At 55.1% G+C, this 26,207-nt stretch carries 25 protein-coding genes; 15 read left to right on the top strand and 10 right to left on the bottom strand.

Translation table 11 applies throughout. The features are described 5' to 3' along the window. Positions 1 to 3: 3 nt before the first annotated feature. Entirely contained in the window at positions 4 to 1,254 is a 1,251-nt protein-coding gene (gene ftsY, locus NC856_RS13245) for a signal recognition particle-docking protein FtsY (protein ID WP_264090900.1), read from the bottom strand. Between the two features lie 253 nt (positions 1,255 to 1,507). Here ftsY and rsmD point away from each other — a divergent pair, with 253 nt between their 5' ends. Together rsmD and NC856_RS13235 are read left to right on the top strand one after the other, a co-directional pair. Next, the gene (gene rsmD, locus NC856_RS13240) at positions 1,508 to 2,083 is read left to right on the top strand and encodes a 16S rRNA (guanine(966)-N(2))-methyltransferase (RefSeq protein ID WP_264090899.1); all 576 of its coding nucleotides are present in this window, start codon (positions 1,508 to 1,510) and stop codon (positions 2,081 to 2,083) included. 43 nt (positions 2,084 to 2,126) lie between these two features. Further along, positions 2,127 to 2,405: a DUF1145 family protein gene (locus NC856_RS13235; RefSeq protein WP_264090958.1), complete on the top strand. Its 279-nt coding sequence runs from the start codon at positions 2,127 to 2,129 to the stop codon at positions 2,403 to 2,405. 58 nt (positions 2,406 to 2,463) lie between these two features. Here NC856_RS13235 and NC856_RS13230 read toward each other — a convergent pair whose 3' ends face one another. After that, positions 2,464 to 2,784 (bottom strand): DUF1820 family protein, encoded by a 321-nt coding sequence (locus NC856_RS13230; protein ID WP_264090897.1) that lies wholly within the window; start codon positions 2,782 to 2,784, stop codon positions 2,464 to 2,466. Positions 2,785 to 2,938: 154 nt separating this feature from the next. Between NC856_RS13230 and NC856_RS13225 the strand changes: the two genes are divergently transcribed. Continuing rightward, the gene (locus tag NC856_RS13225; RefSeq protein ID WP_264090896.1) at positions 2,939 to 3,568 is read left to right on the top strand and encodes a lysoplasmalogenase; all 630 of its coding nucleotides are present in this window, start codon (positions 2,939 to 2,941) and stop codon (positions 3,566 to 3,568) included. A 91-nt stretch (positions 3,569 to 3,659) separates the two neighbouring features. Beyond that, positions 3,660 to 5,984: a zinc/cadmium/mercury/lead-transporting ATPase gene (locus tag NC856_RS13220; RefSeq protein ID WP_264090895.1), complete on the top strand. Its 2,325-nt coding sequence runs from the start codon at positions 3,660 to 3,662 to the stop codon at positions 5,982 to 5,984. Positions 5,985 to 6,019: 35 nt separating this feature from the next. On the opposite strand, the gene tusA is transcribed toward NC856_RS13220, so the two are convergent. Beyond that, positions 6,020 to 6,283: a sulfurtransferase TusA gene (gene tusA / locus NC856_RS13215; protein WP_264090894.1), complete on the bottom strand. Its 264-nt coding sequence runs from the start codon at positions 6,281 to 6,283 to the stop codon at positions 6,020 to 6,022. 268 nt (positions 6,284 to 6,551) lie between these two features. Here tusA and NC856_RS13210 point away from each other — a divergent pair, with 268 nt between their 5' ends. Both NC856_RS13210 and NC856_RS13205 read left to right on the top strand, forming a co-directional pair. Next, entirely contained in the window at positions 6,552 to 7,229 is a 678-nt protein-coding gene (locus NC856_RS13210) for a 7-cyano-7-deazaguanine/7-aminomethyl-7-deazaguanine transporter (RefSeq protein ID WP_264090893.1), read from the top strand. Positions 7,230 to 7,391: 162 nt separating this feature from the next. Continuing rightward, a complete protein-coding gene (locus NC856_RS13205) occupies positions 7,392 to 7,958 on the top strand; it encodes a DcrB family lipoprotein (RefSeq protein ID WP_264090892.1) in 567 nt (188 codons plus the stop codon). 69 nt (positions 7,959 to 8,027) lie between these two features. On the opposite strand, the gene NC856_RS13200 is transcribed toward NC856_RS13205, so the two are convergent. Then, positions 8,028 to 9,557 (bottom strand): flavocytochrome c, encoded by a 1,530-nt coding sequence (locus NC856_RS13200; RefSeq protein ID WP_264090891.1) that lies wholly within the window; start codon positions 9,555 to 9,557, stop codon positions 8,028 to 8,030. Between the two features lie 217 nt (positions 9,558 to 9,774). Continuing rightward, entirely contained in the window at positions 9,775 to 10,974 is a 1,200-nt protein-coding gene (locus NC856_RS13195; RefSeq protein ID WP_264090890.1) for an MFS transporter, read from the bottom strand. A gap of 246 nt (positions 10,975 to 11,220) precedes the next feature. On the opposite strand from NC856_RS13195, the gene yhjD reads away from it, so the two are divergent. The 8 genes from yhjD to NC856_RS13155 all read left to right on the top strand — a co-directional run bounded on the left by yhjD (position 11,221) and on the right by NC856_RS13155 (position 21,682). Continuing rightward, positions 11,221 to 12,246 (top strand): inner membrane protein YhjD, encoded by a 1,026-nt coding sequence (gene yhjD, locus NC856_RS13190; RefSeq protein ID WP_264090889.1) that lies wholly within the window; start codon positions 11,221 to 11,223, stop codon positions 12,244 to 12,246. Between the two features lie 69 nt (positions 12,247 to 12,315). Further along, on the top strand, positions 12,316 to 12,513 hold the full coding sequence (locus NC856_RS13185; RefSeq protein ID WP_264090888.1) for a 4-oxalocrotonate tautomerase family protein: 198 nt from the start codon (positions 12,316 to 12,318) through the stop codon (positions 12,511 to 12,513). Between the two features lie 163 nt (positions 12,514 to 12,676). Beyond that, positions 12,677 to 13,609, top strand: a complete 933-nt coding sequence (locus tag NC856_RS13180) for a 2-dehydro-3-deoxygluconokinase (protein WP_264090887.1) — start codon at positions 12,677 to 12,679, stop codon at positions 13,607 to 13,609. A gap of 377 nt (positions 13,610 to 13,986) precedes the next feature. Continuing rightward, positions 13,987 to 14,505, top strand: coding sequence for an Hcp family type VI secretion system effector (locus tag NC856_RS13175; protein ID WP_264089050.1), 519 nt, complete (start codon positions 13,987 to 13,989; stop codon positions 14,503 to 14,505). Between the two features lie 161 nt (positions 14,506 to 14,666). Continuing rightward, positions 14,667 to 16,520, top strand: coding sequence for a type VI secretion system Vgr family protein (gene tssI / locus NC856_RS13170; RefSeq protein WP_264090886.1), 1,854 nt, complete (start codon positions 14,667 to 14,669; stop codon positions 16,518 to 16,520). A gap of 10 nt (positions 16,521 to 16,530) precedes the next feature. Then, positions 16,531 to 16,938, top strand: a complete 408-nt coding sequence (locus NC856_RS13165) for a DUF1795 domain-containing protein (protein WP_264090885.1) — start codon at positions 16,531 to 16,533, stop codon at positions 16,936 to 16,938. 11 nt (positions 16,939 to 16,949) lie between these two features. Further along, complete coding sequence (locus tag NC856_RS13160; protein ID WP_264090884.1) at positions 16,950 to 21,284, top strand: RHS repeat-associated core domain-containing protein; 4,335 nt, start codon at positions 16,950 to 16,952, stop codon at positions 21,282 to 21,284. A 2-nt stretch (positions 21,285 to 21,286) separates the two neighbouring features. Beyond that, entirely contained in the window at positions 21,287 to 21,682 is a 396-nt protein-coding gene (locus tag NC856_RS13155; RefSeq protein WP_264090883.1) for a RhsIA family immunity protein, read from the top strand. A 73-nt stretch (positions 21,683 to 21,755) separates the two neighbouring features. On the opposite strand, the gene NC856_RS17855 is transcribed toward NC856_RS13155, so the two are convergent. Beyond that, the gene (locus tag NC856_RS17855) at positions 21,756 to 22,061 is read right to left on the bottom strand and encodes a DDE-type integrase/transposase/recombinase (RefSeq protein WP_404802329.1); all 306 of its coding nucleotides are present in this window, start codon (positions 22,059 to 22,061) and stop codon (positions 21,756 to 21,758) included. A gap of 21 nt (positions 22,062 to 22,082) precedes the next feature. Beyond that, positions 22,083 to 22,283: a transposase gene (locus tag NC856_RS17850; RefSeq protein WP_404802331.1), complete on the bottom strand. Its 201-nt coding sequence runs from the start codon at positions 22,281 to 22,283 to the stop codon at positions 22,083 to 22,085. Between NC856_RS17850 and NC856_RS13145 the strand changes: the two genes are divergently transcribed. Further along, positions 22,282 to 22,605 (top strand): type II toxin-antitoxin system RelE/ParE family toxin, encoded by a 324-nt coding sequence (locus tag NC856_RS13145; RefSeq protein WP_264090882.1) that lies wholly within the window; start codon positions 22,282 to 22,284, stop codon positions 22,603 to 22,605. The genes NC856_RS17850 and NC856_RS13145 overlap by 2 nt on opposite strands. Before the next feature lie 93 nt (positions 22,606 to 22,698). Here the strand turns inward: NC856_RS13145 and NC856_RS13140 are convergent, their stop codons facing one another. The 3 genes from NC856_RS13140 to NC856_RS13130 all read right to left on the bottom strand — a co-directional run bounded on the left by NC856_RS13140 (position 22,699) and on the right by NC856_RS13130 (position 26,045). Continuing rightward, positions 22,699 to 22,839, bottom strand: coding sequence for a hypothetical protein (locus NC856_RS13140; RefSeq protein WP_264090881.1), 141 nt, complete (start codon positions 22,837 to 22,839; stop codon positions 22,699 to 22,701). A gap of 64 nt (positions 22,840 to 22,903) precedes the next feature. Beyond that, positions 22,904 to 24,403 carry a M16 family metallopeptidase gene (locus NC856_RS13135; protein WP_264090880.1) on the bottom strand — a complete coding sequence of 500 codons (1,500 nt, stop codon included), beginning with the start codon at positions 24,401 to 24,403 and terminating at the stop codon, positions 22,904 to 22,906. 349 nt (positions 24,404 to 24,752) lie between these two features. Beyond that, on the bottom strand, positions 24,753 to 26,045 hold the full coding sequence (locus tag NC856_RS13130; protein ID WP_264090879.1) for a dicarboxylate/amino acid:cation symporter: 1,293 nt from the start codon (positions 26,043 to 26,045) through the stop codon (positions 24,753 to 24,755). Positions 26,046 to 26,207: the final 162 nt, after the last annotated feature.

Below are 26,207 nucleotides of genomic sequence, written 5' to 3'. Positions count from 1 at the left end.
GTTTTAATCCTCTCGGGCAAAAAGTGCCTCAATAAAATCGTCAGCCTTGAATGGCCGCAAATCTTCGATACCTTCCCCCACCCCAATATAGCGGATGGGAATGCCGAACTGGTCGGCAATAGCGAAAATCACCCCGCCCTTGGCGGTGCCGTCCAGCTTGGTCAGGGTAATCCCGGTCAAGCCGACCGCTTCATTAAACAGTTTCGCCTGGCTGACGGCGTTCTGTCCGGTGCTGGCATCCAGCGTCAACATCACTTCATGCGGCGCATCCTCATCCAGCTTCTTCATCACGCGCACAATCTTTTTCAATTCTTCCATCAGATGCGCTTTGTTCTGCAATCTGCCTGCGGTGTCGGCAATCAGGACATCGACGCCCCGCGCTTTCGCCGCCTGAATCGCATCAAAAATCACCGACGCGGAATCAGCGCCGGTATGCTGAGCCACCACCGCGACATTGTTGCGTTGGCCCCAGACCTGAAGTTGCTCCACCGCCGCGGCGCGAAACGTGTCCCCCGCGGCCAGCATCACGGATTTTCCTTGCGCCTGAAACTGACGCGCCATCTTGCCAATCGTGGTGGTTTTACCGACGCCGTTTACACCGACCATCAGGATCACATACGGCGTTTTGCCGTCGATGTTCAACGGTTCCTCAACTTTGTCGAGGATGGTCGCCATTTCTTCTTTCAGCTTAACAAACAGCGCATCGGCATCTTTCAGTTGTCGACGATTGGCGTGCTCCGTCAGGCCGGTAATGATCTTGCGCGTGGTTTCCACGCCCACATCGGCAATCAGTAGCTGTTCTTCCAGTTGCTCAAACAGATCGTCGTCGATTTTCTTGCCGCGAAACAATCCGATAAATCCTGAACCCAGGTTTTGACGGGTTTTAACCAGGCTGCGTTTCAGGCGCGCGAAAAATCCCTCTTTCGTCGGACGTTCCTGTTCCTGCGCCGCCACGGGTGATTCATCCTGCTGACGCGCTTCCTGATGAATTACGTCCGGCGCAGTCTCAACGATTGGTTCGCTTGCCGCCGCGGGCGGCGGCGATGGTTGCGTCACGTCCGCTGGCGCGATAGCCGCCGGATCGGGATCTTTTTCAACGATTTCAACCTGCTGTTGGCCCGGGGCCTGCGTCTCAGACGGCGCGGCGGGCGCCTCCTCGACGACCGGCTTCTCCTGCGGTTGCTCTTTTTGTTCTTCTTCCTGTTGCCCCAATCCTAACCAGGAAAAAAAACCGCGCTTCTTTTCTTTTGTCATGTGCAATCGCGCTCCACGCCGCTCAGTGCAGCGAATCAATCAATGAAAATCATAGTTAACCAATGAGTTTAACACTTTCCTGCCGACAGCAACACGCAGCCAGCGGGCGCAATAGCAGACAATCTCCGTAACGAAGTATGTCAGCCCCGATCTTAACATTCCCTCTACACGTAACCGCCGCTAGAATAGCGCCAGAAATTTTCTGGCCGCGCCATGACTGTATTGACGCGGCACACCAACGAACCTGTGAGTTATGGCTAAAAAAAACGTATCGCCCGCCGCCGGCCAGATCCGAATTATCGGCGGTCAGTGGCGCGGCAGAAAACTTCCGGTCCCGGATAGTCCGGGCTTACGACCGACCACCGATCGGGTGCGCGAAACGCTGTTCAACTGGCTGGCTCCCGTTATTCAGGAAGCCCGTTGCCTGGATTGTTTTGCCGGTAGCGGCGCGCTGGGCCTGGAAGCCTTATCGCGTTATGCGGCCCATGCCACATTATTGGAAACCGAGCGAGCGGTAGCGCAACAATTAACGCACAATCTGGCGCTGCTACGGGCGGAAAACGCGCAAGTCGTGCATACGGACACGCTGCGCTGGCTGGCGCAACCGGGACAGCCCTTTGACGTGGTGTTTCTTGATCCGCCGTTTCGCAAAGATTTATTGAACCTCACGCTATCTCTGCTGGAACAACAAGGCTGGCTGACGCCGGAGGCATGGATCTACGTGGAAACCGAGGCGGAAAATACACAATTGGCGATCCCAGGTAACTGGCGGCTTCACCGCGAAAAGATCGCTGGTCAGGTCGCTTACCGCTTGTACATCCGCCAATGATCTTCTCAGCAAGCCGCGCAATGACATTAAGAGGTAGATGATGATATGGATTAATCTGGGACGATTGCTGATGCTGGGCGTGTGGGCTTTTCTGGTTTTTAACCTGTTCCAGCCGTTTCCCCGGCCACTGAACATTTTCATGACGGTGGCGATGATATTTATGATCCTGATGCATGGCTTTCAACTGCTGTTGTTGAAATCCAGCCAGCCCAAAGACGGCCCATCGCTCAGCCAGGCGCTGCAAGCACGCATTTTTCTGTTTGGCGTGTTTGAGTTACTGGCTTGGCAAAAGAAACAGCCCAGGCAGCCCCCCAAGCTCTGATGTTCAACAAGCAGAATCAAGGCCCCCCTGACAACAACCGCGGAAACGCGTCTATTTGTCAGGGCTTCTTACCGGGAAGATAGGGGAAATGCATCACGTTATCTCCCAGTTCGGAAATCCGGGCGCTGCCTTTTTCCGTCACCGCATCAATGCGGATAATCGCCTGCAAAGGAATAAAACTGCGGCTAACGCCGGAGAATTCCGTTTTGAGCTTTTCTGTCGAAGGATCAACCAGCACCGTTGATTGGCTATCGAAGACGAAGTCGGCAATTTCAATAAAACCGAACAAACTGCTCGACACTAATTCACGCACATAAAGCTGGTAGTTCTTACCGTTATTAATGAATTGAATACGATACAGTGCAGGTTCATTACTCATTCAACACTACTCTCCTTCAAGAGACGTTACGACATTCATCAGCAGTAAAAACAGGTCGATAAAATAACATGAAGCACAGGTATTCGCATCTGTCTCACCCGATGTTGTTTATACTCACAGCAACCCCTTACGCCAAATAAAGAAAGGATAGGCTATGCTCTGGTCATTTATCGCCGTGCTTTTCTCCGGCTGGTTATACGTTGACGCCAGCTATCGTGGTCCGGCGTGGCAACGCTGGTTGTTCAAGCCGGTCACAATATTGCTGTTGCTGGCGCTGGCCTGGCAAACGCCGTTTCTGAGCGTATCAGGCTATCTGATCGTCGCCGGATTACTGGCTACGCTAGTCGCCGACATGCTGTTGTTACTGCCGACGCAGCGTCTACTATATGCCTTCGCCGCCTATTTCGCCGCTCACCTGCTTTACACCCTCAGCTTTTTTACCAGCCAGATGGCGCTGACGTTCTTCTGGCCGCTGGCGTTGTCGCTGGTGCTGCTGGCCGCTATTCTGATCGCCCTTATCTGGAGCAAGCTCAATGATCAACGCTGGCCAGTCTGTGCGTTTATTCTTATGACCATCCTGATGGTCTGGGTTGCCGGGGAGCGTTATTTCGCACTGGGAAGCGACCACAACTTCTCCTTGCTGGCTGGCTGCGCGCTGCTGTTTATCGCCCATGCCGCCTGGCTGATCCACCATTACCGGATCAATTTCCGCGCGCATCAGGTCATCGTGGCGATTGGCTATTTTGGCGGACATTTCCTTATCGTTCGCTCGCTCTATTTTTAACGCTGACAACGCATGTGAAATACTGGAGTCACCGCCTATAACGGTGTAAAGTTCCTGATGAGAATCACTATCATCAACACAGGAGGAAGGTATGCATTCTCATCAGCACCATCATCACAGCGGCGAAAAATCAGCCTGTTGCCACACTCACGCAAAACCTGTATCGCATGCGGAAAAAAGCTGCTGCGCGGTAAAACAGGCGCCCGGCTCCGTGATCAATACCGGGCGAGGCCCTGATAACAGCGCATCGGAAAGCGGTGATAACGCCGATTCAGACGACCCCGACGGCGGAGACAGCGACCATCCCGGTTCTCATCAGCGTTTTAGCTGGAAAATCAGCGGCATGGATTGTCCAAGCTGCGCTCGTAAAATTGAAAATGCAGTAAAAAATCTCCAGGGCATCGAACACGCCAATGTATTGTTCGCCACCGAAAAACTGGTGGTCGCCGCCCGCCACGATGTACGTTCACAAGTACAACACGCGGTTTCGCAAGTGGGTTTCTCCTTGCTGGACATTGCGCCCAATACGCCGCCTTCTGCGGAGCAACGCCGTTTTACCCCCGGCAATTTTCTTCATGAATATGGCTTCCTGATCCTCTTTATATCGCTGACCGCAATAAGCTGGGGCGTATCGTTATTTAATGACTCGCTCGGCGAGATTGCGTTTATCGCCACCACCATTGTGGGCCTCATTCCCGTACTGAAAAAGGCCGTACAACTTGCCCGCTCCGGCACACCGTTCGCGATTGAAACGCTGATGAGCGTAGCCTCCATCGGGGCGCTGCTGATCGGGGCGACAACTGAAGCCACTGTGGTTCTGCTACTGTTTATGCTGGGCGAACGGCTGGAAGCCTATGCCGCCAACCGTGCGCGACAAGGCGTAACCGCATTAATGGCCCTGATGCCCGAAGACGCTATCGTCATCAGAAACGAACGACGCGTTAAGGTGCCAATCGCCAGCCTGTTACCCGGTGATGTAATTGAAGTCGCCCCCGGCGGACGGCTACCGGCCGATGCGGAATTACTGCGCGCGGAAGCCAGTTTTGATGAAAGCGCCCTGACCGGCGAGTCGGTGCCTGTTGAACGCGCCGTGGGCGACAAGATCGCCGCCGGTAGCCTGTGTGTCGATAAAATGGTGCAACTGCGCGTCATTTCGCAGCCGGGCAACAACGCCATCGATCGTATTCTGCAATTGATAGAAGAAGCCGAAACGCGCCGCGCGCCGATCGAGCGTTTCCTCGATCGCTTCAGCCGCTACTATACGCCAGCCATCATGCTGCTATCGCTACTTGTGATCGTCATCCCACCGCTGTTGATGGGGCAACCCTGGCAGGAATGGATTTATCGCGGTCTGACGCTGCTGCTAATCGGTTGTCCTTGTGCGCTGGTGATTTCCACACCGGCCGCGATTACCTCCGGTTTGGCGGCGGCAACCCGTCAGGGCGCGCTGATCAAAGGGGGCGCGGCCCTGGAAGCGCTGGGCGGCATCCGCACCATCGCCTTTGATAAAACCGGCACCCTGACCGAAGGCAAACCACAGGTTACCGATGTTTTACCGGCGGATGGCGTGAGTGAAGCCGCGCTGCTGGCGCGAACCGCGGCGATCGAATCCGGTTCGCACCACCCGCTGGCACAGGCGATTGTGCAACATGCGCGGGCCACCAACCCGTTTCTGCCCATCGCGGAAGATCGCCGCGCATTAGCCGGTATCGGGGTAGAAGGCACCATTGCGGGCAGGCGGATTCAGGTAAGTTCACCCGCCCGGCTGACCGCGGGGACGCTGGACAACCGCTGGCAACAGCAGGTTGATACGCTGGAAAGCGCGGGCAAGACGGTGGTTGTGGTACAGGAAGATGGCCATGTACAAGGCTTGCTGGCTCTGCGCGATACCCTGCGCAACGACGCCCGCGCAGCGCTGGCCGCGTTACAGGCCATGAATATACGCTGTATCATGCTCACTGGCGACAATCCGCGTGCGGCGGCGGCAATCGCTGCCGATTTGGGTATCGATTACCGGGCGGGTTTACTGCCCGCCGACAAAGTGACCGCCGTAAGCGAGCTTAATCAGCAGCATCCGGTCGCCATGGTCGGTGATGGCATCAACGATGCGCCCGCCATGAAAGCCTCAACCATCGGTATTGCGATGGGAAGCGGCACCGACGTGGCGCTGGAAACCGCTGACGCCGCCTTGACGCACAGTCGCCTCGGCGGATTAGCCGGCATGATCCGGCTGTCACGGGCGACGCAACTGAATATCCGGCAGAATATTACCATCGCCCTTGGGCTGAAAGCGGTCTTCCTGATCACCAGCATTCTGGGCATTACCGGACTATGGCTGGCGGTATTGGCGGATTCCGGCGCGACGGCGTTGGTTACCGCCAACGCATTGCGATTGCTCAAAAAACAGGATGAATAAAGACCGTTCAACGCCCTGTACGACAGGGCGTTGACTTAACCGCCTTTGACTTGCGGGCCGCCTTTGCGCAGCAGATAGCGATAGGGAAGTTGTTCGGTCATCTGCGCCAGCAAATCATGCTCCATATAACGGCAGAAGCCCGGAATATCACGGGTCGTCGCGGGATCATCCGCAATCACCAGCAACGTTTGTCCAGACGCCATCTCGCGCACCGTCTTACGCACCATCATCACCGGTTCGGGACAGCGCAGTCCCTGAGCATCAAGGGTTTTATCAGGTTTGGCGAAGGGATCGGTCATCAACGTTCTCTGTGGTAGGGGTTATAAAACCGTCTTAGTTTACGCCGGAGATTCTGTGACGCAAGCCACGACAATCTTTACGCAAAGAACAACCATTTTTTCTGCGAAACAATTCAGTTAGCGAAACAATTCAGTTAGCAAAACGATTGCGTTACCAAAAAAATTGCATTCCCAAAGCAATTGCGTATCATGCCGCCGCGTTGCTGAAAAAAACGGCGTACGATGATTTCTTGGGTTCCCTAACCCCAATAACCAAAAAGGTCACATTATGTATCGTTTCACTCCCCGGCAGCGGCTGACGGCGCTGATCTGGCTGTCGTTGTTTCATATTCTGATCATTACTTCCAGTAATTATCTGGTCCAGCTTCCGGTTGCCATTTTCGGTTTTCATACCACCTGGGGCGCGTTTACCTTTCCCTTTATCTTTCTGGCAACCGACCTGACCGTGCGGATTTTCGGCGCACCGCTGGCACGCCGTATTATTTTGACCGTGATGGCGCCTGCGCTGGTGATTTCCTATTTCATTTCCGCGCTGTTCTATCAGGGCGCATGGCAAGGGTTTGCATCGCTGAGTCAGGTGAACATCGTGGTTGCCCGCATTGCCTGCGCCAGTTTCATGGCTTACGTTCTGGGTCAGATCCTGGATGTGCATGTCTTTAACCGCTTGCGCCAGCGCAATGCCTGGTGGGTCGCACCGGCGGTTTCCACGTTGTTCGGCAATTTCAGCGACACGTTGGCCTTTTTCTTTATTGCCTTCTATCGCAGCGCCGATCCTTTCATGGCCGCGAACTGGGTTGAAATCGCGCTGGTGGACTACATCTTCAAGTTGCTGATCAGCCTGCTTTTCTTCCTGCCGATGTATGGCGTTATGCTGAATATGGCGCTGAAACGGCTGAGTGAACAGCAAGAGACGGTTTCCTATCGGTCGGTCGAAAACAGAAGCTGAGCGCCGCCGCATGTCGGCAAGGTCGGCGACAAACCAACGACGGCATGTGTAAAAATCGTCCCTGCGGCGCCAATGGTTTGCAACAACAAAATGCTTGTTTTTGCTATCTGAATAGGGTGCCATACTGTTATCACCTGTTGAAAAATGAGAGAAAGGGAACCCATGTCCAATTTAGTAAAATACCTGGGCGTCAGCCTTCTGGTGACCATGCTGGCAGCCTGCGATGGCAAAACGGACGATACCGCAAACGCCCCCGCATCAGACAACCCGGCGGCAGAAGCCGCGGCCAGCAAGACGGTAGAATTATTATCCGGCAAAGTCGTCTTTACGTTGCCAGCCGACATGCAGGATCAAAGCGGTAAGTTGGGGACGCAGGCCAACAACATGCATGTGTACGCCAACGACAACGGACAAAAAGCGGTTATCGTGATCCTGGGCGATAACACCACGGAAGAACTTTCCGTGCTGACACAACGTCTGGAAGATCAGCAGCGCACACGCGACGCCAACCTTCAGGTTGTGACCAACAAAACCATCGATATTGACGGACAGAAGCTGCAACAGTTGGACAGCATCATCACCAGCAGCGGACAGCAGGCTTACTCCTCAGTGGTGTTGGGGAAAGTGGATAACCGCTTGCTGACCTTGCAGATTACCCTGCCTGCGGATAATCAACAGCAGGCTCAGACCGAAGCGGAAAGCATCATCCAGACGCTGAAACTGAAATAAACGTTAACTGCGGATGATCTTTCTTATGGCGGGCAATCTCTGCCCGCGACTGGGTTTTTTAGCTGGTTTTCAGGCGGATGCCGCCGCATTTTTTCCGGCGATGCGACCAAACACAATGCAATCGGTCATGGCGACGCTGCCAAGCCTGACGGCGCCGTGAACGCCGCCGACGGTTTCCCCCGCCGCATACAGACCGGGGATTGGTTTCAGGTCAAAACCAATCACCTGTGCATCCTTGTTAATCGCCAGACCGCCCATGGTGTGGTGGACTCGCGGCCATAAACGCGCGGCATAAAACGGTGGCGTCACATTCGGCACCGCATCCTTGAAAATCATACAACCAAGATCGGCATCATTGCGTCGGCTGACAAACTCGTTCCAGCGATTTACCTGCGCGACAAAGGCGTCAACCGGCATATCATAGGCTTTCGCCAACGCCTCCAGCGAGTCATACGGCTTAAGCGAACCGTTTTTCAGCGCCCCTTCCCGTTGTCCTGGGTCCACCATATTCAGGGTATTGGTTTTATCGGCAATGATGATGGCCGGGTGCCCTAATTGAATAATGGCGTCGGCCCGCTCTTTACGGTTGCCCGTCTCTTTAAAAAAACGCTTGCCGGTCGCCGGGTCGACCATCAATCCATAGCCGACCACGCGTTCGACAAACTGCGGGACATAGCCGAAACCGTTTTCATCCGGGCTGGTCCAGGGTCCCAGTTGGATCCAGTCCATCTGCGTATCCAAAGCGCCAATCATACAGGCTGCCATAATCGCCTCGCCGGTGGCGCCGGGATGATTGGTCGAGGTGAAAGCGTCGGTCAGACGCGGATCGTACATCTGGCGCATCGCCACGCCTTGCGAGAAACCGCCGGATGCCAGCACCACGCCTTTACGGGCGCGAATATAGGCAATCTCACCTGAGTTTTCATCGGGGAACTTGTAGCGCCGCCGAACTTCCGCGCCGATCACCCGGCCATCCGGCTCGACGATCAACCGCAGCAACTTGGCGCGTTGTTCAATCACCGCCCCCTGTTCTCTCGCTTTCTGCTGCTGTTTGATAATCAACCCTGATCCTGAGCGCTGTACCAGTTGATGGGCGCGCTTCACCGAATGACCGCCGTGATAGTTGACGACATTAAATTGCGCGCCGATGCTTTGCGCCCATTCCAGCGCTTCCACCGAATGTTCCGCAACGGTTCTGGCCAGTTCGGGATAATTAAGTCCGCTGCCCGCCTTGAGCATGTCCTGATACATCAGTTCCGGCGAATCCTCAATGCCGATCTCTTGTTGCATTTTGGAGCCAGCCGCCGCCAGATCGCCGCCATTCAGCACCGAATTCCCGCCCAACAACGGCATTTTGTCGATGACCAAGACCTCGGCCTGCGCATTACGCGCTTCAATCGCCGCCGCCAGCCCTGCAAACCCGGTGCCGACGATCAGGACATCAACCGTCGTATCCCATTGCTGCGGAATAGGCGCGGGTATTGGCACCGCCTGCGCCGGACGAGACAACGCCATACCGCCGAGCGCCCCCACCACCATACCGGTTGATTTCAAAAACTGTCGACGACTCTGTGGATCATTTATCGGTTTGTTACTCATTGCATTACCTCCATATCCAAAATGGATGAATGACGATACAAACGATAGAAAAACGATGGCAGGTGATAATTGAAGCGGTACGTGTTGGAGTTATAAGTACCTGAAATCATTTCAACACAAAAAGCGAGGTGTTAAACGTGAGTCCACTCGCACTGTGGCGATCCTTTCCGGCCCGCCACCGGACGGTTATACCGCACAGCGGCGGATACAGGGTATTTTACGCCGATGCGTCAGGACGCAGGCTCAAACGCAAGGTCAGCAGCAAACCCACTACCCCAAGCAGCGCTGCCGCCAGATAGATGGAGGCGATGCCCGCATAACTCATCAACACCCCGGCGAGCGGGCCGACGACGCCCAATGATAAGTCGAGAAAGATGGTATAAGTCGCCAACGCGCTGCCCTGATTCTGTGGTGAGACCGCCTTGACCGCCACCACGCCGAGCGCCGGAAACACCAGTGAAAAGCCGGCTCCGGCAAGAAAAGCGCCAAGTTCGGCCATAAAGGGTTGTGGCGCGCACCAGATCAGCACCAGGCCCGCCACTTCGACCACAAAACACGCCAGCGCCACGCGCAAGCCGCCGAATCGATTGATGCTGTTGGGAAACACCAAACGTGCGCCGACAAAGGCGCAACTGAAAATGGTCAGCGTTAGCGCGGCGCCTTCCCAGTTTCTGTCGGCGTAAAACAGCGTAATGAAGGTTGCGATCACCCCAAATCCCGCCGAGGCGAGCGCCAGAATAATGCCGTACATCCAAACCTTGCCCAACACTTCGCGGAAGGGGATTTTCTTACCGGGCGTGACGTTCACTTCCGCACGCGGCAAGGCGCAGATGATGGCAATCGTCGCTACCAGAATAATGACCACAGACAGCAGTTGCAGTCCGCCGATATGATTCAGCCAGACGCCAAGCGGCGCGCCAATCGCCATCGCGCCATAGGTCGCAATACCGTTCCACGAGATAACCCGCCCGATATGCCGCGATCCGACCACGCCGATACCCCACAAGGTCGCGCCAGTTCCGGCAAAACTCTGTCCGGCGCCCAGCACCAGCCGTCCGACAAACAGCAACAATAGCGCGATCAGCGGAGAAGCGTCATTCCAGGCCGCCAGCAGATAAAACAGACCGCTTAGCAGCGTCCCCGCCAACCCCCACACCACCACCTTCTTCGCCCCTTTCTCATCCGCGTAACGTCCGGCATGAGGGCGGCTCAGCAGCGTGGAAAAATATTGCATACTGATCACCAGCCCAGTCCAGAACGCATTGTAGCCCAACGTATCGTGTACATAGCCTGGTAACACGGCTAACGGCAGACCGATATTCAGGTAACTGGCGAAGTTGAAAATCACGACAGAAACAATACGCAAATTAAGGCGCAATGCGCCAACGGCAGGCTCTGATGGAGAAGGAACTGACATCGGGGATTTCTCTCACTTAACATCATCACTTGAGGCTGAGCAAAAGTGTTAACCGGGCAATCCGGTAATTGGCATCCAAGCTTTTCAGTATAAGCAAGCGCCAGTCAGCTTTCACGATTAATTATCACGGACGTCACTATTAATTTACCGAAGCGCCCCAGTGATGAAAAACATAACATTCTCATCTTGTTGGTTATAATCAGATCTGTTCCCTATCACCCACATCAGACCCGCAGGAGGAATTCAATGCCTGAACCGGCAGAGTCGGATCGCCATTCACCACCAGCCCACAGCGCCGAAAAAAAGAGCAGCGCAGTAAAAAAACAATACGCTTTTTTAATCCGGGCCAGACATTTGGTAAAACGCATCCGGGCCATCCCCAGCGTGGCGCATATGATCCGCGCGGGCGAGCGCTTTAATGACCGTATGGGCAATCAATTTGGCGCCGCGATCACCTATTTTTCCTTTCTGTCGCTGATCCCGATTCTGATGGTTTCTTTCGCGGCGGTCGGCTTCGTGCTGGCATCCAACCCGGATATGCTTACCGGGCTTATCAACAAAATCGTCAACAGCATCAGCGACCCCAATCTGGCCAACACGCTGAAAAATACCGTTAATACCGCCATTCAGCAACGTACTACCGTCGGGTTGACCGGGTTACTGATCGCGCTGTATTCCGGTATCAGTTGGATGGGAAATCTGCGCGAAGCAATCCGCGCCCAATCGCGCGATGTCTGGGAGCGCAATCCGCAGGATGAAGAGAAGATTTACTTCCAGTACACCCGCGATTTTCTGTCGCTCACCGGGTTGATGATTGCGCTGGTTGTAACCTTATTCCTGACCTCGGTGGCAGGCACCGCGCAGGATATGATTGTGAACGCGCTGGGGCTGGGCGGCATCGAATGGTTGCGTCCGGCTCTGACGCTGATCGCCTTGTCGATTTCAATCTTCGCCAATTATTTGCTGTTTCTGTGGATCTTCTTTGTATTGCCGCGCCACAAACCCAAACGTAAAGCCTTGTTTCGGGGAACTCTGCTTGCCGCCATTGGTTTCGAGATAATCAAATTCGCCATGACCGTCGCGTTACCCAAGCTCGCCAGTTCTCCCTCCGGCGCCGCGTTTGGCTCGGTGATCGGCTTAATGGCTTTTTTCTACTTCTTCGCCCGGTTAACCCTGTTCTGCGCCGCCTGGATCGCCACCGCAAATTATAAAGGCGATACTGAGTCTGGCCGGCAGGAACAGGAAGATATTGCATTGAAAAAAACCAACTGACTTAGTCTTGCATGGCTGACGCCCGCATGAATGTCATGAATAAATTGTTATATCCAGACAGGAGAATGTATGCCCTACGTCAATATCAAAATCACCCGCGAAGGCGCGACCGCGGAACAAAAGAAAACCCTGATCGCCGGGGTGACGCAATTGCTGGTCGATACGCTGGGGAAAAACCCGGCCACCACTGTGGTGGTCATTGATGAAGTCGATACTGACAATTGGGGTATCGGCGGTGAAAGCGTGACCAATTTGCGCCATAAGTAGCCTCGTTTCCCCTCGATAATAAAGGATCGGAAAACTGGGATTTTCCGATCCATATCATGAAAAAATAAAACATCGTTTCAAAATCATTGACTCACTCTCAGGTTATGTTGAAACTGATGCTGACCTCCTCGTTTTAGCAACTTCTTTTAACAGGCCAACTGTGATGACCACGAATAACATTGCCGTGATCGGCGAATGCATGATTGAACTGTCGCAAAAAGGCACGGATCTTAACCGTGGGTTTGGCGGCGATACGTTGAATACGGCTATCTATATCGCTCGTCAGGTCAAGGCCGATGTGCTTGGCGTGCACTACGTTACCGCACTTGGCACCGATAGCTTTAGTGAAGAGATGGTTGCCGCATGGCAGAAAGAAGGAGTGAAAACGGATCTGATCCAGCGTATGGATAACAAACTGCCTGGTTTATATTTCATTGAAACGGACGACGCCGGTGAACGCACCTTCTATTATTGGCGCAACGATGCCGCCGCCCGTTACTGGCTGGATAGCGCTGAAGCAGAAACAATCTGTCGGCATCTGGCGCGTTTTGATTATCTTTATCTCAGCGGCATCAGCGTGGCGATCCTCACCGCGCAAGGCCGCCAGCGTCTGTTTTCGTTGCTGCGCGCCTGTCGTGCCAACGGCGGTAAAGTGATTTTTGACAACAACTACCGCCCCCGTCTGTGGCAAAGCAAAGAAGAAACGCAGCAGGCTTACACCGCGATCCTGTCCTGCACGGATATCGCATTTTTGACATTGGATGATGAAGATATGTTGTGGGGAGAACAGCCGGTTGAAGCGGTGCTGGCACGGACTCACGGCTTTGGCGTGGCAGAGATCGTGCTGAAGCGTGGCGCGGATTCCTGTTTGGTATCAGAACACGGACACGCGCTCATCGACGTACCGGCAGTGAAACTGGCGCAAGAAAAAGTGATCGATACCACTGCGGCAGGCGATTCGTTCAGCGCCGGTTATCTGGCTATCCGCCTGAGCGGTGGCAGCGCTCAGGAAGCGGCTCAGCGCGGTCATCTGACCGCCAGTACCGTTATTCAGTACCGTGGCGCGATTATCCCGCCGGAAGCCATGCCGATGTAATAATAAGCTCCCACCCGCGCAAGCGCTCCCCCACGAATAAATCAACCGGCCGTTGTTTTTTGACCGCCGGTTGCCAGATGAATTTATCCCTAAGTAAAAACTTCAGAATAAATGCAAAATCTGCGCAACTTCTTGCTCGCTTTCCAGCATAAATCACTTTTTGCGCAATGCTTGCAAACGAAATGCGCAGTCTGCGCAACTTTTTGCTCAAATTTTACTTAGGGAAAATTTGACTTAAGTTAATTTCCTTTAAAAACAATAATATAAAAACTGGCATGGTCATTGCTGAACAAGCAAGTGAAGTCAAAAACATGTTCATTTAACGGCTTTAATTAACTGTTTTCAATCAACTGTTTTCATCAACAAGGAGCAAGACCATGCCAACCCCATGCTATATCAGCATCGAAGGAAAAACTCAGGGCAATATCACTGCCGGCGCCTTCACGTCCGACTCTGTCGGTAACATCTACGTGCAGGGCCACGAAGACGAAATGCTGGTGCAGGAATTTAAACACGTCGTCACCGTGCCGACCGACCCGCAGTCCGGTCAGCCTTCCGGTCAGCGCGTGCACAAACCTTTCAAATTCACCGTGGCGCTGAACAAGGCGGTGCCGTTGATGTACAACGCCCTGGCCTCCGGCGAAATGCTGCCGACCGTCACCCTGAAGTGGTATCGCACCTCCGTTGAAGGCAAGCAGGAGCACTTCTTCTCCACCATCCTGACCGACGCCACCATCGTGGACATCGACTGCCAGATGCCGCACTGCCAGGACCCGTCCAAACTGGACTACACCCAGCTGATTCAGGTGTCTCTGTCCTACCGCAAAATCGACTGGGAACACACCGTCGCCGGGACGTCCGGCTCCGACGACTGGCGCGCGCCGGTCGAAGCGTAATCCCTGTTCAACCCGGCCAGCGTGCCGGGTTTTTTGCTGTGCTGCGGTGTGGGCGGACTCAGACCACAATACAGCGGTGTCATTTTTTCATCAGATAATTGCATGTCGCACCGGGCGGTAACGGGGCGTGCGGTAGCCGTGGCAGAGGGAGGAGGAACAAGGTGGCAAACAGCACAGGATTACAGTTCACCGTGACGCTCGGCGCGTTGCCGGCGGGCACGTTCGCGGTGGTGGATTTCAGGCTGGACGAGGGGCTGAACCGGCCATTCAGTTTGTCGCTGAGTCTGGCGAGCGCGCAGCCGGATATTGATTTCGGCGCGGTGCTGGACCAGCCGTGCGAACTGCTGGTGTGGTACGAGGGGGAACTGCAACGCCGGGTGAGCGGCATCGTCAGCGGCTTCACTCAGGGCGATACCGGCTTTCGGCGCACGCGTTATCAGGCGGAAGTGCATCCGGCGCTGTGGCGGCTGGGGCTGCGCAGCAACGCGCGTATCTTTCAGGCGCAGAAGCCGGAAGAGATTATCGCCACGCTACTGGATGAGGCGGGCATCACGGATTACGCGTTCGCGCTGCGTCACGAGCATGCGCAGCGGGAATACTGCGTGCAGTACCGGGAAAGCGACCTGGCGTTTATCAACCGGCTGGCGGCGGAGGAAGGGCTGTACTACTTCCACGAATACGAGGAAGGCAAGCACCGGCTGGTGTTCGCGGATGACGCGGGGGCGCTGGGAAAAGGGCCGGACCTGTTCTTCAACCTGGCGACGCAGGGGCTGTCGGAAGGGGCGTATGTCAGGCGTTTCCACTATGCGGAGCGGGTGAGCACGGCGGAAGTGGAACTGAAGGACTACAGCTTCAAGACCCCGGCCTACGGCTTGTCGCACCAGAAGACGGGCAGCGAGCTTGAGCATCAGCGAGAGAGCTACCAGCACTATGACTATCCGGGGCGTTTCAAACAGGACCCGAGCGGAAAAGCGTTCAGCGGCTACCGTCTGGATGCGCTGCGCGCCGGGGCGGTGACGGGCGAAGGGGAATCGAACTGCGCGGGGCTGATGCCGGGCTGCGCGTTCTCGCTGACGGAGCATCCGAACGCGGCACTGAATATCGCGTGGCAGATAGTCGGGGTAACGCATGTAGGGCAACAGCCGCAGGCGCTGGAAGAGGAAAGCGGGGGCGAGCCGACGACGCTGAGCAACAGTTTCAGCGTGGTGAAAGGCAAAACGACGTGGCGGGCGTTGATGCCGTACAAGCCGATGGTGGACGGTCCGCAGATTGCCACCGTGGTGGGCCCGGCGGGAGAAGAAATCTACTGCGATGAATACGGCCGGGTGAAGCTACAGTTCCCGTGGGACCGCTACGGCGCAAGCGACGACCAGAGCTCGTGCTGGGTGCGGGTGAGTCAGGGCTGGGCGGGCGGTCAGTACGGGATGATAGCCATCCCGCGCATCGGGCATGAGGTAATAGTGAGTTTTCTGGAGGGCGACCCGGACCAGCCGATTATCACCGGTCGCACCTTTCATGCTACCAATCCGACGCCGTATCCGCTGCCGGAAAATAAGACCCGCACCACGCTGCGAACCACCACCCACAAAGGATCCGGGTTCAACGAACTACGTTTTGAAGATCAGGCCGGGCAGGAAGAAGTATTTATCCATGCGCAGAAGGACATGAACACGGTGGTGCTCAACAACCGCAGCACGGCGGTGAATGTCGATCACAGCGAAAACATCGGTCAGGACCAGACCATCTCGGTACAGCGTAATCAGACCGTCTCGGTCATCCAGGATCAGGTGACCGAAATTCAGGGGCAACAGACCATCGCCGTCACCGGAAACCGCAATACGACGGTAGATGACAACAACTCGTTGCAGGTAAAAAACAATATCGCCATTCAGTCGCAGGCGGGCGAAATCTTGATCGCGACCGCGGGCGGTTATATCTCTATCGACAACGCCGGCAACATCAATATCACTGGCAACAGCATTGTGATGAATGGCACCCGTATCGATTTGAACTAGAGGACCACTTATGTACCAGATGAACGAAGGAACGCTGGCGATACCGGATGACTGGCGTGATGAATCCCTCCACGTTTTTGTCCTGCCGGGCGACACGGCCAATCTGGTGGTAAACCGCACACCGATTGAGTTTGGCCTGTCGGCCGAAACGGTCTACCAGCAGACGCTGGAGCAGTTCTCCGCCCACCTCAAGGGATATGAGGAACGCGCCGGCTGGGAACTGACGCTGAGCGGTCAGCCAGCACGCGGCCTGGAGTACACCTGGCGATCGCCGGAGGGGTCAATGCACCAACTGGTGGTAATGCAGGTTCGCGGCGAACGGTTGCTGACGTTCACCATCACAGCGGCGGGAAAGTTGCAGGAAGAGCAGAAAACCGCGCTGCTGGCCGTCATTGAGACGTTCCGGGCAACAGACTGAACGGAGGTCTCATGCTGAACGATATTCTGACGCGCGTGGCCCGTGTCGGTGCCATGCATACGGGCAACCGTCCCCAACCACCGGCAGGAAGGCCGCAACCCTGCCAGGGCAAGCCGCCCACCTCGCCGGGCAAGACCATCAAACACAAAAGCTTCCTGGGAGCATTGGCGGGGGCTGTGGCTGGCGCACTGGTGGCCGCTGCCGCGTTTACCGTCGCGGCGGCTGTGGTGGGCGCCATGGCGGTAGCGGTTATCGGTACTGGGGGAATGGGCGCGGCGCTGGTTGTCGGGGCGGTCAAACTGGCCGTCGGATTCGGTGCGGTGAGTTTGTTGGGCGAGCATATCAGCAACGTGTCCAACAAGGTTTCCGCGATGGTTGACAGTGGGGCGCCAGCATTCGGACCAGTATCCAGCGGTTCCGGCAATGTGTTCGTGGAAAAACAACCGGTGTCGCGGGCCACGATGGATACGGTAGCCTGCACCAAGCACAACTCGCCGCAACTGATTGCCCAGGGCAGTGAAACGGTGTTTGTCAACGGCGCGCCCGCGGCACGGATCGACGATAAGACGGTATGCGGCGCGACCATCAAGGAGGGCGCCGCCACGGTATTCTTCGGTTCCGGTCAGGCCACCTGCCTGGAGATTGCCGACGAGTTCAGCTGGTGGGAGAAAGCGCTGCTTATCGCGGTCGAATTTCTGGTGCCGCCCAGTCGGGGCATGTTCAAAGGACTGGCGAAGCTGTTCACGCGCGGGCCGACTGCCGTACTTAAAGGCATGCGCGCTGGCGCATTGAGAACATTAGTGGGACTTCGGCGTGCGACCCGCTGTGCCAGTAAAGGGTTCAAAAACAACAAAGGACTCGCACGTTTCAAGGAAGCGGGCCGGGGATTTCTGAAAGACCCGGTGTATATCGCCAGCGGCGAGGTGATTGAATTCCGGCAGGATTTCGAGCTCGGCCAGACGTTGCCGCTGCGCTTTGAGCGCACCTACCGTTCCCTTGCCACACACATCGGACTGCTGGGACATGGCTGGCATGACACCTGGAGCGAAGTCGCCAGAGTCAACCGGGACGGTCTCAACACTCACGTGGTGATCTCCCTGGCGCAGGGATATGACATTGACTTCACATTCCATCAGGACGTAAAGGTAGTGTTCTGCCCGCACTATCCCGAGTTCACCCTGCACCGCCGCGACGACGGCTTTTATCTCTGGCACCGTGACAGTCGCACCTGGCGGGCCTTCACCGTATCGCAGGCGGACAGGCTGCTGCTGTCGGCTATCTATGATCCCCACGACAACCGCATCGACCTGATACGCACACCGAAGGGCTATCTGCGACGGGTACGGCACAGCGACGGCATCGAGTTGCTGCTCGTGTGGCAGGGCGAATTCCTGCGCGAGATCCAGCGTATCGACGGCGGTCAGAAAACACGGCTGGCGGAATACCAGCAGGATGAGCGCGGCAGGCTGGTGCAAGCGAATGCCACGCATGCCTATCACCTGTACTACGAGTATGACGCCGCCAATCGTCTGACGCGCTGGCACGACAACGACCAGACCTGGGCGCGTTACGAGTATGACGCGCAGGGCCGCTGCGTCTACACCACCTGCGCCGACGGTTTTCTGACCGCCCGCTTCGAATATCTTGACGACCGGGTGGTGATGCTCGACGGCCACAACCAGCGCAGCGAGTTCGGCTTCAATGACCTCTCTCTGATGAGTTGGAAAAAAACGCCGCTGGGTCATGTCACCCGCTATGACTACGACGAGTACGGCAATCTGCTACGGGAAATTTCTCCCGCTGGACGGGTGGTCACCTTCAGCTACCTGGATGATAGCGGGCTGGTAAGCCAGTTCACCGACGGCAGCGGTCATGTCTGGGTTTACGACTACGACGAGGCGCAACGGCTGTGCGGTATCGCCGATCCGCTGGGACGCACCTGGCACTGGACTTACGATGAGGCCGGCAACCCGGAAAAACTGACCGGGCCGGATGCCAGCGAAATGTGTTTCAGTTGGAACCGTTACGGTCTGCTCACCCAGGTCAGCGCACAGACCGGGGAAGTGCAGGCACGCCTGCACTATGACCATCGCAAGCGGCTGCTGAGCGCCACCGATGGCGAAGGCCGTACCCAGCAACTGCGTTACGACCAGCAAGACCGGATAGTGCAATGGCAGCGCCCGGACGGGGCGCAATTCCGGCTGGGCTATCGCCGGGCAAGCTGGAAACTGCCGGAACAACTGATACGCCCGGACGACAGGGAAGAGCAGCGCAAGTACGACCAGCACAATAATCTGTTGAGCTACGTGGATGGCAACGGCGCCGTTTGGCAGCAAACCTGGGGGCCTTTTGATTTGCTGACCGCGCGCACGGATGCACAGGGGCGTACCTGGCGCTACGAGTACGATCGGGAAAGTCAGCAACTGATCACAGTGATTGCCCCGGACGGCGACCGCTGGCAGTGGTGGCTGGATGCGGACGCCCGGGTTACCCGCGAACGGGACATGGCCGGAACAGAAACACATTACCGCTATGACGAGGACGGCAACTGCATCGAGGTGCGTAATGGCGAGGGGGAAATCCGTCGCTTTTTGTACGATGCTCGCGGGCTGCTGATAAAAGAAACGGCGCCGGACGATATGGTGCATTACCGCTATGACGCGGCAGGCAGGCTGACGGAGGTGGTTTCCCGAACCAGCCATGTGCAACGGGAATATGACGCCCGTGACCGCGTGGTGCGCGAATGGTGCAACGGGACGGAAGTAAGGCGCCAATACCAGGGAGAAGCCCAAAACGTTACCCGCACGCTTTGCTGGGACGATGAGGAGGAGAGCAAGACGCTGACCAGCGCCTTTCGCTACAGCACCACTGGGGAGTTGCAACAGGTACAGTTGCCGGACGGGGCGGAACTGACGCTGACGCACGATGCGGCTGGACGCGAATCGGCCCGCACGGGCGGCAGTGGATTTATGCAGTGCCGGGAGTACGGCGTGATGGGCTGGCTGACGCGCGAGATGAGCGGACAACAGAAGGACGGGCGTTTGCAGGCGCAACTGACGCGGGAGTACCTGTATGACGGCGCGGGCAACCTGACCGGGGTGCGCCGCAACCGCGAGGCTGAAGGCTATCGGCTGGATGCGACAGGCCGGGTGCTGTCAGTGCTGTCGGGGGGCGTGGGCCGTCAGGTAGAAACAGTGGCGGAGTATGGCTATACCCGTGGCGGCCTGCCGCAGCAAGCGGGACGGCTGACCGAGTGGCAGGCTGGGCGGCTTATCCAGCGCGACGATACCCATTACCAGTACGACAAGGCCGGACGGCTGATCAGAAAACAGGTCGTGCAGCCGGGCTACCGGCCGCAGGTGTGGCACTACCGCTGGGACAGCCGCAACCAGCTGCGGGTCGTGGATACGCCCACGGGCGAGCGTTGGCTCTACCGCTACGACCCGTTTGGCCGTCGCATCGGCAAGCGCTGCGAACAGCGACATGAAACGGTGCGCTACCTGTGGGACGGCGACCAGATCGCCGAAGTACGACACTATCGCCATGGCGAACTTACCCACCGCCGCCACTGGGTACATAACGGCTGGGAACTGGTGGTGCAGCAACGGCAAAAAGCCGATGGCGGCTGGGAAACGGATTTTGTGACCAGCAGTCAGAACGGGGAGCCACTGGCGCTGTTCAAACCGGACGGCGAATTACGCTGGCAGGCGCCGAAAGCCACGCTGTGGGGCCAGCGGCATACAGAACCCTCCGAAAGCCCCGACCCCGGCCTGGCGTTCGCCGGACAGTATCGTGACAGTGAAAGTGCGCTATGCTATAACAGATTTCGCTATTATGATCCGGCGGGTGGGTGTTATGTTTCGCCGGACCCGATAGGGGTGTTGGGGGGTGATAATAACTATCAGTACGCGCCGAATCCGCTAACGTGGATCGATCCGCTGGGGCTGGCGAAGTGTCCAACCATTACGCGTGGTGCAAATGGTGAGATCGCGTCAGCCCGGGCTACTGTATCGCCAGCAGATTTAAAAACAGGTACAGCCGTAAACTCCAGTGCGAGGGATGCTATTAAAGCTATAGGTCTGCCGGGCGACGATGCTGGCCATATCCTTGGTAAAGTACTGGGTGGTCAAGGCGGCAAGGGAAATCTGTTTCCTCAGCTATCAAAAATTAACCGTGGCGATTATCGGATTTTTGAGAAGTCGGTCAGGGATTATATTAGCCAACATGGTGCCGTAGATATTGAATGGACGTTTAAATATGCCAACGGTGGATTGCGGCCTACTGACATTATTTACAACGTATCCCAAAATGGGAAAACAGTTCTTTACTCTGTATTTGGGAATTAATTATGAATGCAAAAGAAACACTGATTGCCTTTATGAAAGACATGAATAACTGGGAAAATAGTTATCGTGATGCTTTTATGGCCGATCATAGCGTGAACAAGGAGCCATATCTAGCTGAACTGAATAGTATTTTCAAAAAGTGGTGCACTGTTAAGGAGAGAAAGCAGGGGCGTCAAATATCCATGAAGGTTAGCTTTCCACCTGATTATGATCCTGAAAATGATGAAATACTCGATGAAGATGTTGTAAAAAATAAAACGTCTATCACTGTGCAAAAACATACTGGATTTAAAAATAAATACCGTTACACACTTCATTATAAAAATGATGAGTGGCGCGTTGATAAAAAAGAACGATTTAGCCCAGTTGAAGATAAATGGATAAAAGATAGTTTGTAGATATAAATGACAGCCGGAAGTGATCTAAACGATCCTTCCGGCTTTATTTTATCTGTCGTTCAGTCGCAGTTATTTACTGATTCATTATCCCCGCCAGATTCAGTCCACCGGAAAAGCGGTTAAGCCAGTGGGTGACGGCGTACTCTGTCAACGCCAAGATTGTTGGCCGTTTTTCGCCATTTTTAATGCCCACTATTCGTCGGGAATAGAGGTCAATCACCAGCGCCAGGTAAACCCAGTCTCCGTTTACCTTTATATAGTTGATATCCCCGCGCCACATCCGATTCGGCTCTGATGGCATAACGCGCCGTTTCAGCAGATTGGTATTCATCGGCGGATTCAGCGAGGCATAGTAAACACTGCGTGTTATTTTCAGCAAACGACAAAGTTCCACCACCGGTCATTTTGCTTTCAGCCGTGTGATTAGCGCACAGATTTGATGGGGATTTCGCGCTGTTCCGGCGTCAGTCGGGTTGTCAGGTATTACCCTGCTCATTTCAGCGTTGTACTGGCGTATCCATTTACGCAACTGGCTGGGGTCGAGCGCCAGCGCGCGGGCAACCTCGGCAGCAGTCTGTTGATATTTAACGACCTGCTCAATGGCTTCCAGTTTGAATTCGGGAGAAAAACGGGCGCTGGCAGATCGTGAAGGTATCTATCGTTACCTGTATAAAGAAGCCAGACTGGATGGGGCGAATGGGGCGGATGACAGGTTCGAGTCAGCCGTATCGCTGCTGGAAGCCACGCCGGAAGCGGGGATCGATATAGGCAAGTCAGGAGAGAGAAGAAAACTGGTGCTGACAAGGTTCCCGTTCATCATTATCTATGCGCTGAAACGAAAGATAAACGAAGTGCATATCCTGCGGATATTATATACCTCGCGCAAGGTGTCGGCGAAATACCAGACGCGACAGAAAAAGTAGTCCGCTCTCTTTGAGGCTACCGGGGTAAGACGCAGGGCAAAAAGCGCGCCAGCGGTAAATGCCGCCCGGCCAGCGTCAGACAACGGTGAGCGGCTAGCCGCCGGGGTTGGGCACTTCGCCCGGTGTGGCGCACAGGGCTGCGCCCTCTGCTGTCGGCAGCGGCAACTGTTCTTCAGTATCCACGGTGTGGCCGCCTTCCCTGGCGGCGCAGGCTTCGGCGTCAGCTTTCGGCAAACATCCACAGAGAATGGGTTGTCGGCCTGACGGCCTCCACTTAACGGCCCCACTACGATTTGGACTACTGAACGACGGGCGCCGGTGCGTCGCTTTGCAACGGTAGCGTTTCTGCGACAGGTTCAGGCGCGGTATCCGCCGCCGGCGTCATGATCCGATTATAAGCCGCCTGAAGATCTTTCATATCCGCCTCCGGTTCGCCCTGTTGCTGCACCAACATCAGCGTCGCGTCCTGCGAAAGTTGCTGGTGAAGCGCTTGATTGAGCATATCGAGCGTCAGCGTGGACAAATAAGCCTGCCGCAATTTCTGATATTGCTCAGGGGCAATATCCACTACCCCATTCTGCTGAGAGCGCAAGCGTTGCGACATCAGAATATCGGTACTGGTACGCGCGTAGGTGGCAAACAGTTTGTTCAATTCATCCGTTTTACGTGCGATCAGTTCATCGAATTCCTGCTGCGTGAGTCCGTTATCTTTCAGCGCCGCCAGCGCCTGAGCCAGAAATGTCATCCCCGGCATCACACCGCCATCATTTGGCATATCCAGGTGGATCGCACACTGCGCGCGGGTATAAAACACATTACAGTCAAACCGCAGGTTATTGTCTTTCTGCGAACGCTTTTCCAGCGCCTGCTTTAAATGCCAGTACAGCGCTTCCCGCGCCAAATCGCTTTGCCAGTAACGCGCCAATGCCTGCGATTCACGAATCGGGTGCCAAGGCATATCCCATACCAGCGACAACGTATCCTGCCGCGCCTCTTTATTCATCAGACTGATGGCCTGAAGCGGCAGCGGGCTTAATGTCGGCACTGGCGCAGGTACTTCCCGCTTGCCTTGCAAGGCAGAGAACGCTTTACCAATTTGATCAATAATCGCGCGGTTATCCACATGCCCGACGATATAGAGCGTCATCGCATCAGGCGTGTACCAGGTTTTATAAAATTGCTGCAATTGCTCGCTGCTCAGCGGCAATTTGACGTCCTGAGCGGGATCATGGGCTAATAAGGTCGATCCTTTGAGCCGATAGCGCCAGACGGGATCTTGCGGGTCCGGTGGATAGGTGGTTATCTGATCGGGAGTGTCAAGCGCGGCTTGAATGCTGGTATCATCGATTGTCATTTGCCCTGCGGTTTCTGCCAGCCAACCCAGCGCCTCTTTCAGCAATTCTGGTCGGTTGTTCGGCAAACTCAGATTGTAAGACGTGAAATCATAGGAAGTAATTACCGGCGACAGAGGACGCATGCCGTTATTGTCCTGTATCCACATTGACGGCGATTGCGCGGCTGATAGCGTCTCGCCAGGCGCCAGCGCCAGACGAGGAAGAAAATGTGCGAACCCGATTTGTTGAGCATTCTCCACCAGCGAACCCGTATTCACCATCAGACGTAGTTCTACCCGGTCGCCAGGGCGTTGTGGTGTGGTGAGTAATTGCCAGGTAAAACCATTATCCAGTTTACCCTGCTGCCAGGCGGGGTCGGGTTGTAGTGTTTCAGCCTGCACGTTGCTGCCGATAACCGCCAGCAACACTCCACCAACTAAAAGGCCAATTTTGGTGCCCTGCATGTGAACCCCTACTTATATAACTATCCAACATAATGTGGCGGTGGTTGATAATAATAGTGGCCTTGCGTTTGCCACCGAACTCTCTCGTGGATACATCACGGAAAAATAGTAAAGGCGAAGTGTACCATTCCCTTAGACCACACGCTTTTATCTATGTCACCCAAACGGGCGAAATTAACGTCAAAAAAGGCGAAAAAACTCATATTTAACAATATTTTTACGTCATCTTGACGCATCAGGGCGGGCGGGAAGGAACAATAAAATGTCGCGCATTAAGCGATGGCGGCTAAAAAATTCCCCACGGCGTCTTTCGCGGTGGGGAAGGAGGAATGAGAAAACGCAGGAATTCTTACGACATTGTGGTCGGTGCCGTCGTGTTATTTCCTTTATCCTTACCGGATAACACGGCATCAAGTTGCTTCTCATCCAGTTCGCGGCAATATTTCGCCACTACGATCGTTGCCACGCCATTACCGATCAGGTTGGTCAGGGCGCGCGCTTCCGACATGAAACGATCAATGCCCAGGATTAACGCCAAACCTGCCACCGGCAGATGACCGACGGCTGATAGCGTAGCCGCCAGCACGATAAATCCGCTGCCTGTCACACCCGCCGCGCCTTTGGAAGAGAGCAGCAATACCACTAACAGAGTGATCTGATGCCAGATATCCATCTGACTGTTCGTTGCCTGCGCGATAAACACTGCCGCCATCGTCAGGTAGATGGAGGTGCCATCCAGATTGAATGAATATCCGGTAGGAATAACCAGACCGACAACGGATTTCTTACAGCCGACTTTCTCCATCTTCTCCAGCATACGTGGCAAGACAGATTCAGACGACGAAGTACCCAGTACGATCAGTAGTTCTTCTTTAATGTAGCGAATGAATTTGAAGATACTGAACCCGGTCGCTCTGGCGATGCTGCCTAACACCAGAAAAACGAACAGAAGGCAGGTGATGTAGAAACAAATGATCAACTGCCCCAATTGCACCAGCGTCCCTACACCATATTTACCGATGGTGAACGCCATCGCACCGAACGCTCCCAGCGGCGCCAGTTTCATGATCATGTTGATGATGCCGAAGATAACTTTGGAGAAACTGTCGATCACATCAAAAATCATTTTGCCTTTGCTGCCCAGACGATGCAGCGCAAAACCGAACATAACGGCAAACAGCAGCACTTGCAGAATGTTACCGCTGGCGAACGCACCCACCGCACTGGCCGGGATAACATCCATCAGAAACGGGATCAGCCCCTGCTGCGAAGCTTGCTGGGTATAAACCGCAACGGCAGAAGCATCTAATGTGTTCGGATCGATGTTCATTCCCGCGCCGGGTTTTACTATATTCACCACGATCAGACCGATGATCAGGGCGATGGTGCTGACGATTTCAAAATACAACAGCGCGACTGCACCGGTACGGCCTACGGACTTCATGCTTTCCATGCCAGCTATACCCGTGACAACCGTACAGAAGATAACTGGCGCAATGATCATTTTAATTAATTTAACAAACCCATCACCTAGCGGTTTCATCTGAGCGCCGAGTTCTGGATAGAAATGGCCCAGCAGTATCCCTACCGTAATCGCGACAAGAACCTGAAAATAAAGACTTTTAACAATAGATAGTTTCATATATGCGTCCTATGATGAGGAAACACAGGTGATAGAAAGGTACAGACGCCCCCTGTGATTGCGCGGGAAAGTAACACTGCAATAACAACCTGGAAATGTTTTATAACTTTAGTTTGTGAACGCAAGGTTAAAAATAAGAGCAGAATCGCTTCAGCTATTGTT

The organism is Brenneria izbisi (assembly GCF_025840185.1).
GTDB classification, from domain to species: domain Bacteria; phylum Pseudomonadota; class Gammaproteobacteria; order Enterobacterales; family Enterobacteriaceae; genus Brenneria; species Brenneria izbisi.
This window is presented reverse-complemented; position numbering and strand designations above follow the sequence as displayed.

Coding starts and splice junctions, on each gene's coding strand:
- tusA (WP_264090894.1), bottom strand. CDS start 6,283: ATGACCGATCCCTTCGCCAAACCTGATAAAACCCTTGATGCTCAGGGA.
- NC856_RS13225 (WP_264090896.1), top strand. CDS start 2,939: ATGCTCTGGTCATTTATCGCCGTGCTTTTCTCCGGCTGGTTATACGTT.
- yhjD (WP_264090889.1), top strand. CDS start 11,221: ATGCCTGAACCGGCAGAGTCGGATCGCCATTCACCACCAGCCCACAGC.
- NC856_RS13185 (WP_264090888.1), top strand. CDS start 12,316: ATGCCCTACGTCAATATCAAAATCACCCGCGAAGGCGCGACCGCGGAA.
- NC856_RS13130 (WP_264090879.1), bottom strand. CDS start 26,045: ATGAAACTATCTATTGTTAAAAGTCTTTATTTTCAGGTTCTTGTCGCG.
- NC856_RS13155 (WP_264090883.1), top strand. CDS start 21,287: ATGAATGCAAAAGAAACACTGATTGCCTTTATGAAAGACATGAATAAC.
- NC856_RS13160 (WP_264090884.1), top strand. CDS start 16,950: ATGCTGAACGATATTCTGACGCGCGTGGCCCGTGTCGGTGCCATGCAT.
- rsmD (WP_264090899.1), top strand. CDS start 1,508: ATGGCTAAAAAAAACGTATCGCCCGCCGCCGGCCAGATCCGAATTATC.
- NC856_RS13165 (WP_264090885.1), top strand. CDS start 16,531: ATGTACCAGATGAACGAAGGAACGCTGGCGATACCGGATGACTGGCGT.
- NC856_RS13205 (WP_264090892.1), top strand. CDS start 7,392: ATGTCCAATTTAGTAAAATACCTGGGCGTCAGCCTTCTGGTGACCATG.
- NC856_RS13230 (WP_264090897.1), bottom strand. CDS start 2,784: ATGAGTAATGAACCTGCACTGTATCGTATTCAATTCATTAATAACGGT.
- NC856_RS13180 (WP_264090887.1), top strand. CDS start 12,677: ATGACCACGAATAACATTGCCGTGATCGGCGAATGCATGATTGAACTG.
- NC856_RS13210 (WP_264090893.1), top strand. CDS start 6,552: ATGTATCGTTTCACTCCCCGGCAGCGGCTGACGGCGCTGATCTGGCTG.
- ftsY (WP_264090900.1), bottom strand. CDS start 1,254: ATGACAAAAGAAAAGAAGCGCGGTTTTTTTTCCTGGTTAGGATTGGGG.
- NC856_RS13135 (WP_264090880.1), bottom strand. CDS start 24,403: ATGCAGGGCACCAAAATTGGCCTTTTAGTTGGTGGAGTGTTGCTGGCG.
- NC856_RS13200 (WP_264090891.1), bottom strand. CDS start 9,557: ATGAGTAACAAACCGATAAATGATCCACAGAGTCGTCGACAGTTTTTG.
- NC856_RS13175 (WP_264089050.1), top strand. CDS start 13,987: ATGCCAACCCCATGCTATATCAGCATCGAAGGAAAAACTCAGGGCAAT.
- NC856_RS13220 (WP_264090895.1), top strand. CDS start 3,660: ATGCATTCTCATCAGCACCATCATCACAGCGGCGAAAAATCAGCCTGT.
- NC856_RS13195 (WP_264090890.1), bottom strand. CDS start 10,974: ATGTCAGTTCCTTCTCCATCAGAGCCTGCCGTTGGCGCATTGCGCCTT.
- NC856_RS13145 (WP_264090882.1), top strand. CDS start 22,282: ATGGCTTCCAGTTTGAATTCGGGAGAAAAACGGGCGCTGGCAGATCGT.